5 protein-coding genes are annotated in these 8779 nt (G+C 74.3%); 3 read left to right on the plus strand and 2 right to left on the minus strand.

Features of this window, described 5'->3' with window-relative positions; all coding sequences use genetic code 11:
- Nucleotides 1-36 precede the first annotated feature (36 nt).
- Nucleotides 37-771, plus strand: a complete 735-nt coding sequence (locus ACGF2Y_RS18225) for an enoyl-CoA hydratase family protein (RefSeq protein ID WP_392948183.1) — start codon at nt 37-39, stop codon at nt 769-771.
- The gene (locus tag ACGF2Y_RS18230; RefSeq protein WP_392948185.1) at nt 759-1364 is read left to right on the plus strand and encodes a TetR/AcrR family transcriptional regulator; all 606 of its coding nucleotides are present in this window, start codon (nt 759-761) and stop codon (nt 1362-1364) included. The genes ACGF2Y_RS18225 and ACGF2Y_RS18230 overlap by 13 nt, the downstream gene beginning before the upstream one ends.
- 27 nt (nt 1365-1391) lie before the next feature.
- Here ACGF2Y_RS18230 and ACGF2Y_RS18235 read toward each other — a convergent pair whose 3' ends face one another.
- Nucleotides 1392-1802, minus strand: coding sequence for a DUF4440 domain-containing protein (locus tag ACGF2Y_RS18235; RefSeq protein WP_392948188.1), 411 nt, complete (start codon nt 1800-1802; stop codon nt 1392-1394).
- A gap of 169 nt (nt 1803-1971) precedes the next feature.
- Between ACGF2Y_RS18235 and ACGF2Y_RS18240 the strand changes: the two genes are divergently transcribed.
- Entirely contained in the window at nt 1972-7161 is a 5190-nt protein-coding gene (locus ACGF2Y_RS18240) for a hypothetical protein (RefSeq protein WP_392948190.1), read from the plus strand.
- 146 nt (nt 7162-7307) lie between these two features.
- Here ACGF2Y_RS18240 and ACGF2Y_RS18245 read toward each other — a convergent pair whose 3' ends face one another.
- Nucleotides 7308-8348, minus strand: a complete 1041-nt coding sequence (locus ACGF2Y_RS18245) for a sodium:calcium antiporter (protein WP_392948192.1) — start codon at nt 8346-8348, stop codon at nt 7308-7310.
- Nucleotides 8349-8779: the final 431 nt, after the last annotated feature.

The raw sequence follows: 8779 nt of genomic DNA on the forward strand, positions 1-8779 counted from the left end.
ACGTACTGACAGAGTGACGGATTGTTCGGAGGGCAAGTGACCTTGATCGGGAAGTCCCGGGACCGGGGCGTGGCGACGCTGACCCTGGACTCCCCGGCCAACCGCAACGCGCTCTCGGCGGCGCTGGTCGGCGAGCTGCGGGAGGCGCTGGCGGGGTGCGCGGCGGACGACACCGTACGGGCGGTGGTGCTGGCCCACACGGGGCCGGCGTTCTGCGCGGGGGCGGACCTGAAGGCGCCGCCCGACCCGGAGGCGTTCGTGGGCCTGATGCGGGAGATCGTGGCGCTGCCGAAGCCGGTGGTGGCCCGGGTCGACGGGCACGTCCGGGCGGGCGGCCTGGGCCTGCTGGCGGCGTGCGACATCGCGGTGGCGGGCGCGGCGTCGTCCTTCGCCCTGACGGAGTCCCGCCTGGGCCTGGCCCCGGCGGTCATCTCCCTCACCCTGCTGCCGCGCGTGGACCGGACGGCGGCGAACCGCTACTACCTCACCGGTGAGCGGTTCGACGCGGCGGAGGCGGCCAGGATCTCGCTGGTGACGGTGGCCGCCGACGACGTGGACCAGGCGCTGGCCCCGGTCCTGGACGGCCTGCGCCGGGCCTCGCCGCAGGGGCTGGCCGCGTCGAAGGAGCTGGTCACGGCTACGGTGCTGAGGAGCTTCGACCAGTACGCCGAAGACCTCATCGCCCGCTCCGCCGCGTTGTTCGCCTCCGACGAGGCGAGGGAGGGGATGACGGCCTTCCTCGAACGACGGGACCCGGCATGGGTGCGGTGACCTCCTCTTCCCCCACCAGGGCTGTGCACGCGCCCAAGCAGGACCGCAGCCGGGCGACCCGGCAGCGGCTCCTGGAGGCGGCCGTGGCCTGCCTGGCCGAACACGGCTGGGCGGGCTCCACCGTCTCCGTCGTCGCCGAGCGCGCCGGCGTCTCGCGCGGCGCGGCCCAGCACCACTTCCCGACCCGGGAGGACCTGTTCACGGGCGCGGTGGAGTACGTCGCCGAGGAACGCTCCGCCGCCCTGCGCACGCTCCCCGTCCAGGGCCGCGCCGAGGTGGTCGCGGCCCTGGTCGACCTCTACACCGGCCCCCTGTTCCGGGCCGCGCTCCAGCTCTGGGTCGCCGCCTCCAACGAGGCCCAGCTCCGCCCGCGCGTCACGGAACTGGAGGCGCGGGTGGGCCGGGAGACCCACCGGATCGCCGTCGGACTCCTGGGCGTGGACGAGTCCCGCCCCGGGGCCCGCGAAACGGTCCAGGGCCTGCTGGACATGGCCCGCGGCCTGGGCCTGGCCAACCTCCTCACCGACGACACCGCCCGGCGGGCGCGGGTGGTGGCGCAGTGGGCGGCGCTGGTGGAGGAGGGGCTGGGGTGACTGCTGCGGCTGCGCCGGGGCTCCCTCTCACCCCGCCGGGACGGGCGTCGCCTGGTGGTAGTACATCCGCCATGCCGTCCCGTCGGGCTGCCTGCGCCACAGGGAGCTGCGGCGGGCCCGGTTGCCGCCGATGACGGTCTCGTACGTCAGGTGCACGAGCCCGGGGGCCAGGACGACCCCGGTCAGGCCGGCCGGCTCGTAGCGCGGACCGTCCGCCTTCCCGCCGTCCAGGCCGGGGAGGGCGGCGAGCATCTCCTCGTACGTCCAGCGCCGCCCCGAAGCCCCGACCTCGACGAACTCGGGGTCGAGCAGTCGCCCGGCCAGCGACCGTGACCCGCGCACGGTGGGGTCCATCAGCTGCAGTTCACCGGCGATCGCCGCGCTCACGTCCGTGTCCGCGCTCATGTCCGCGCTCAGGTCCGTTGTCTGTCCGCCCATGTGGTCATTCTGGCTCAACGGGCAGGGACAGCTGGTGGGCGTTCCGGGCGGAGCCCGCGCGGACCTTCCGGTGTACGGGAGTTGGCGCGGGAATGAGGATTCGGCGGCGAACGTCCGCCCGGCCGCCCGATCGGCCGTGGGCCGCCGGACCGCTGGCTACGTTGAGGCGGTGCGGAGGCAGCAGTGGTCAGGCAACGACGGCGCGAGCGCGAGCGTGCGGCGCGGGTCCGGTGACGCCGGGCAGGTGAGCCGCGCGCAGCTTCCGGCCGGTCCCGGGGTCGTCGGCGGCGGTCCGCCCGGTCTGCCGGCCATGCAGCGGATGATGGGCAACGAGGCCACCACACGGGCGCTGCGACGCGGGAAGCGGCCCGTCGCCCCGCCCCCGGCCATCGACGAGCGAGCCGAGCAGGGGCTCGTGCTGCCGCCGTACCTGATGGCCCTGGAGACGGGCGGACTGTCCACGGCGTACGGGCTGACCGGGCAGGAGTTCGTGAGCAACGCGGTCGCGGCCGTCGTGGGCCACGGCGAAGGAACGGTGGCCGGCATCGCCGCCGAACTGGCCGGGCGGCCCGAGTCGTTCTTCGGCGGGGGCCGCGCGTTCGCGGTGGAGGGCGCGGGGGACGGTGACGGCTTCGACGTCACGGTCGGCATCGCACCCGCCCCCGACGACCGGCCGCCCACGTTCCACCCGGCCGCCGACCTCCCGACGGCCGCACCGGACCCGGGTGGCGCGCCGCTCGCCGCGGTGGACGACGCCGAGGGCAAGGAGACCAAGGTCGACGTCCAGCACAACAGCGGGGCCACCGCGAGCAGAACGGCCGGCAACTCCACGAGCACGGGCGTGGGCGCTACGGCGTTCGGGCTCGCCCCGGTGGCGCCGGGGCTGTGGCTGGGCGGCGCGGCGACGGGGAACGTCCAGCCCTGGCAGTCCTCGCGGGACTCCCGCTCCCAGCGCGGCGTGGCCGAACCCCGCGTGCTGCGCAGCGACAAGGGCTCGGTGGAAGTGCCGCGCCGCGTGGTGTACGTCGTACGGGTCCGGCCCCGGGCGGGCGGCGACGCGCAGGTCTACCGGGGCTCGGGAGGCCTCACCCAGCGGGTGCCCACCGAGCACCTGATCCCGGCCGGCACCGGGGCGCCGGCCCCGCCCCAGCCGGTGGGCGACGACCTCGCGCGGCGGGTCGCGCTGGCCGACTCGCTGGCCCCGGTCGGCGTCTCCGACACGGCTGGGCCGCACCAGGGCGGCGGCGGGCTGTTCGACGCGGTCGCCTCCGTCCTGCACCCCTCGCTGACCGCGCCGGGCGCTCCCGGCCGCTCCCGGCTGTACGAGGCGACCGCCACCCCGACCGTGCTGGAGGACCTGCCCCGGCTGCTGGGCAGCGGCGTCACCGGGGACGACCTGCACTCCAAGGACGGCAGCAGCGCGGGCAGTTACCGTATGCGCGCCGTCGTCACCGGCCTGTCCCCCGCCTGGGCCACCGGCAGGACCCAGCTCCGTACCCACCAGCAGGCCCAGCACACCACGACCGAGACGGCGGGCAAGGGGCGCGCCGTCGCCGGCGGGATCGGCCCGGCGATCGGCGTCGGGGCCGCGAGCGGCGCGGCCGTGGTGCGGGCCACCGCGATGCCGGTCGCCGCCGCCCGCAAGGCCCGGTTCAGCGTGAACGAGCAGACCGTCTCCAGCCGGCAGGGCGCGGAGGTGCGCGGCGAGAAGGTGCTGTACCTCGGGACCGTCCAGCTCACCGTGGAGGGCACCGGCCCCCGGTCGGCGGGGATGGTGCTGCGCCCGGAGACCCGGGTCGCCACCCACGCGATGCGGGTGTGGGTCGGGCTGCGGGCGGACGAGGCCCAGGAGCTGGGGCTGCCACTGCCGCCGGGGGTCACGGCAGGGGAGTTCGTCAAGAGGCCGGAGCCGAGGCGGGCCGGTCCAGGACCGGCCACGGACGCCGACACGGACACGGACAGGGATGCGGGTACGGCGGACGCACGCCATCTGCCGTTCGGCGCGATGGGGTCGAGCGTCACACTCGGCCGGCTCGACACCGCACCCCTGCTGAAGGCCGTACGGGAGATGTCCGCCACCGACCCCCGGCTGACCGGATATCTGCCCGCCTTCGGCGCCACCGCGCCCCGGGCGGGCATCAGCCGGGAGGAGGACGAGGCGCAGCGCACCAACCACCGCGAGCTGATGGCCGCCCTGTCCGAGGCCAACCTGCGGGTGAACAAAGACCAGTTGCTCTCCACCGGCATCCGGGTACGGCTGCGCCGCAAGACCACGATGCACTCCCACGACGTACAGCTGCGGGTCCACGGCGAGCTGGGCGAGGCGAGCCACCTCGGCGACATCGACGACTGGCTGGTCCGGGCCCACTCGGGTGTCGCCGCCAACGCGCAGAGCGGGCGCAGCAGTTCGCGCTCCATCGGAGGCATGGTGCTGGCCCAGGCCCGGCTGGTACCGGGCGTCCTCACCGGCTCGGCCCGCTACGAGCGGAACAGCTCCGGCGCCCGCCGCAACCAGGGCGGCCCCACCACCCGTACCGACGTCCTCACCAACGGATCCGAGAAGGCGAGCGCGTTCGGGGCGGCGCTGCGCCTGAACGTGGACGTCACCATGACCTCGCGGCAGCGCAAACTGGCTCGTGCCGTGACCCCGGGCGGCCCCGGCCGGGACGCGCCGGAGGCCAGGCTGCTGTCCGGGCTGCACCTGGAGGAGCAGGACGTACGTCTGCTGACCCCGTCCGAGTTCACCGTGGGCGTGGAGGAGAAGGCGCGGCTGGACGCGGGCGCCGGTCAGGCCCCCGGCCCGGAGCGGCCCGTGGCGGCGGCGGGCATCGGCGACCTGGCCGCGCTCGCCCCCGCCCCGGCCGCCGGGCAGCTCGTACGGGACTGGCAGCTGGTGGAGACCGTCGGCGACGGCCGGCCGGTACGCGACCTCGCCCTCGCGCTGCTGTCCGGGGCCGCCGCCCGTGGTGAGGCGGGCCGTCAGGATCCGGCGCTGGCCACAGAGGGTCTCGCGCCCCGGCTGGCGGTCGAGGAGCGCTTCAGCCCTCGGGCGATCTCGGCCGCGCTTCGGCAGGCCGCGTCCTCCGGCTGGGTGGTGAAGAACCTGCGCTATCCGCGCCGGCTGGCCGCGCTGAACGGCGCGGTGGGCACCCGGCTGACGCTGGCGGCCCCGCAGCTGGTGCACGAGGCGGCCGGCCCCGGCACCGAGACGTTTGTGCTGGGCGGCCACCAGGCGGGCGGCCAGCAGGGCAGCGGCACGGCGAGCACGGTGCAGGCCGGGGTGACCGGCGTGCAGAACGGCGCGGAGTGGCGGGCCGGGGAGGGGCTGTCGGGGTTCAGGACGACGAGCACGGGCGACAGCGAGGCCGCCACCGTGTCGGGGACCGTGGAGCGCAACGCCCACACGCCGAAGAAGGCCCCGCTGTACCTCGTCCGGTGCGATCTGCTGGTCACGATGGTGGCGGAGGTCAAGGTCACGGGCGGCGGCCCGTACGTGGAGAACGCGGCGCGGACCCTGCCCGGCGCGGCGGCGGTGTGGCTGACGGCGGAGCAGCTGCGGGCGGCGGGGGTGGAGCTGCCGGAGTCGGCGCGGAAGGCGCTGAAGCTGGAGGCGGAACCGTCGACGTCAGCGACGGCATCGATGCCGGCGACGGCATCGACATCAGCGTCAGCGACGGCATCGACGTCAGCGGCCATGACCGCGGGGGCTGTGGGGGCCGCGGGGACCGCAGGGACCGCGACGGCAGGGACGTCCGGCGTCCCGTCCCGTCCGCGACCGACTCTCGCCCGCGATCTGCCGCTCGGATTCGGCATGATCGAGGACCTGCCGGACTTCGTGCCCCTGCTGGAGCGGCTGCGCGTCACCCTCGCGCGCACCGGGCAGCAGGACGTGGCCGACGAACTGCTTCCGCGCCAACAGCTGAGCGACCGCAACGACAACGTGCAGCGCCTCCTGCGGGTCCTGGACCGGGACGGCTCCACCGGACTGCTGGGGAGCGCGATGGACGGCGGGGTCACGGTGGAACTCCTGGACGGCCGCAGGACGCCGTACTGGGCGGTCTTCAAGGTCGACCGCGTCGGCAAGGCGGCCAAGGAGGGGGAGGCGGACGACGGCCGGGACATGGAGTACATCACCTCGGCGGTCGCCCAGCAGTCCACCTCCCACGACGAGGGGGCGACCACCGGCGTGGAGGGCGTGCTCGCGGGCTCCGGCAAACCTGACGGCGGGGCGGGCCCGGTCAGGAGCGCCGGCGGGGCGGGCGGGCTCGGCGTCTCCTCCGGCTCCGGACGCCGCAGGGGCGAAGCAGCACGGGGCCAGCTGGGGATGAAGACGGTCGCGGAGGCGAAGACGGCCAGGGCGGCGAAGATGCGGGTGCCGGTGATCGCCACCCTCGAACTCCACCGGGGAGACCGCCGGCTGGCCTTCGCCGCCACGGGCCGCACGTCGCTGGTCCACCGCATCCTGGAGAGCGACCTCACGGCGCTGCGCCGGGTGAGCGCCCCGCTCCGCGCCCCCGCCCGCAGTGGGCCGGACAGACCGCCCGGCGACCGGGCCGGGCTGGGCGGCTGGCGGGCCGAAGGGGTGCCGCTGCCGATGGAGGCCCAGGTGAACGGCTTCCAGGGAGCGCCACGCGTAAGGGAGTTGGTGCACACGGCAGTGCGGGCGGCGGGCGGCGGCGACCGGTTCCGGAAGAAGGGACAGGCCGCCGCGTACACACTCGGGGAGGCGGTCTCCACCGAGTGGCTGATCGCGGCCCTGCCGCTGCTCACCAGCGCCGGGGCCGAGCTGCCGCCGGTGCACGCGAGCGGGGCGACGGGCCAGGACCTCCAGGCCTCGGTGCATGCGCGGCTGCGGGCGGGGAGGGTGCTGGGCGTCGGGGACAAGATGACGTTCGAGACGGTCGCCCAGAGCCACCTCGGGGCGCCACGCCCCACCCAGAGCGACGGCCAGAGCTCGGCCGAGCAGGGCAGAGGGGCACGCGGCCTGCTGGGAGCGGGCGTCCTGAACGCCGACGAGTTCCGGCTCAACCAGCTGATGGGCAACACGGGCGGCGCGGGCTCGGCGAGCGGCGCAGCGGCGCACGGCGCGGGCTCGATGCCGCTGCACAAGCCGAAGTTCTCCTCGGTGCTGGTGCAGTTCACCCTGGACGTCAAGGTGGTGGCGCGGGTGACCGACCGGGTGCGCACCTCCCGTACGGAGGTGGCGGAGCGCGAACTGACGCTGCCCCGCCCGGTGGTCGTCCGTATGCCGCTGCCGGTGGCGCGACGCCTGCTGGCCGCCCACCCCGAGGACGTCATCGACCTGCGCGACCAGCTGGGCCTGCGCGCCCCGGCCGCACCACCGCTGACGGGGCCCTGAGCCTCAAGGAGCGTTCGGGTCCAGGGAGTGGTGGGCCCCTGGGAGGCGTTGCTGTCGTCGACGTGGTCCGGGGGTGCGATCCGAGTGACCGCGCGGGCGAGCAGGGGGACGGCTCCCGGCCCCCGCCGGTCTCGAACGCGTCGGCTTCAGAGGGCGAGCACGGCGACGGTGCTCGCGTAGATGATGACGAGCAGGATCCCGTCGAAGCCGATCTTCAGCCAGCCGCGCTTCTGGCGGACGAGGAGGCCGCCGAGCAGAACCGCCGTCATGACCAGCGCGCCGCTCGTGAGGAAGAGCTCGTCCGGGTTCGCGGCGTGGAACAGGGACCCGCCGCGGTAGGCGATGTCGCCGACGACGAGGTTGAGCGCGTCCAGGCAGTTCCCGCCGACGACGGCGGCGATGGCCAGCGTGACGGCGCCGCGCCGGACGGCCGCGATGGACGTGACCGTTTCCGGGAGGGCGTTGACCAGGCCCATGAACACAGCCCCGACGAGACCGGCGCCCAGACCGGTGTGCTCCACGATGCCCTCCGCCGCGCGGGCCACCGCCCAGCCCCCGCACATGACGAGGCTCGCCACGGCCACGAACTCGATCCACAGCCGTGACGTCTTGTGACCGGCGAACCCCTCGGTGTCTTCGCTCGCGACATCCGCAACGGTTTCCCTGGTGGGCACCGCGCGCCACATGGGTTCGCCGTACGAGCGGATGAGCTGGAGACCGCCGACGTAGAAGGCCACCATCACCACGGACGCCGGATGCAGGCCCAGAACGGTGACCGATGGGCTGAACGCGGCCATCAGAGCGATGCCCAGCAGACCGATCAGCAGGCAGCCGAACATCATGTTGGGCAGTGATGCGGCAGCGTGTTCGAGGTTGACTCTCCGCAAGAAGGCGTCGGCGACGACGAGCGCGAGGGTTTGCGCGGCGATACCGCCGACAGCGTTGCTGTACGCGAGTTCGGGCTGATCGGCGGCGGCGCTGACCGCGGTCATCACGATGCCCGAGAGAGACGTCACGAGGCCGAACAGCACCGCGCCGAACAGAGCTTCTCCCCAACCGGTGCGGTCGGCGAGGGTATCGCCCAACCCTGCGAGCCGGATACTGCACACGACGGTGACGGCCGTGGCCAGGAGGAAGATCCCGATGCTCCAGCTCAGCGGCCACACGTCGGTCAGCGATGTGAGCATGGACGCCTTTCGTCGGTGCGGGACATCGGAGAGTAGTCGAGTCGGCTCTCTGCTACCACGAATCATCCGCTCCGCATGACGCATACCGACGTATCGCGCGTCGGCGAGCCTGATGGGCCCGCTCCTGTGGCCGGCCGCTTGGCCCGCTCGCGGCTCCGCGCGACTCCGCACGGACCGGTGGACTCAACCTGCGTGCGAACACACCCATGGTGGTCGGTGCGGCAGGGCTGGCAGAGGCGTCTACGTTCAGTAGGGCCATCGATACCGCCTCGGGATCCTCCGACGGGCACCCATATGATGTGCCTGCTTTCACGGGGGAGGGCCTGTAGCCATGTACTGAGCTTGCTCCGCTTTGACGGACACCATTGGTGTGGTGGTCAGGCCGCGAGCGCGGTCTCGTACTCGGCGGGACTGCGGTAGCCGAGGCTGCT

It is taken from the genome of Streptomyces sp. NPDC048142 (assembly GCF_043202835.1).
Classification (GTDB): Bacteria; Actinomycetota; Actinomycetes; order Streptomycetales; family Streptomycetaceae; genus Streptomyces.

Excerpts from the sequence above, each read along its gene's own strand:
- ACGF2Y_RS18235 (WP_392948188.1), bottom strand. The coding sequence starts at position 1,802 with ATGGGCGGACAGACAACGGACCTGAGCGCGGACATGAGCGCGGACACG.
- ACGF2Y_RS18230 (WP_392948185.1), top strand. The coding sequence starts at position 759 with ATGGGTGCGGTGACCTCCTCTTCCCCCACCAGGGCTGTGCACGCGCCC.
- ACGF2Y_RS18245 (WP_392948192.1), bottom strand. The coding sequence starts at position 8,348 with ATGCTCACATCGCTGACCGACGTGTGGCCGCTGAGCTGGAGCATCGGG.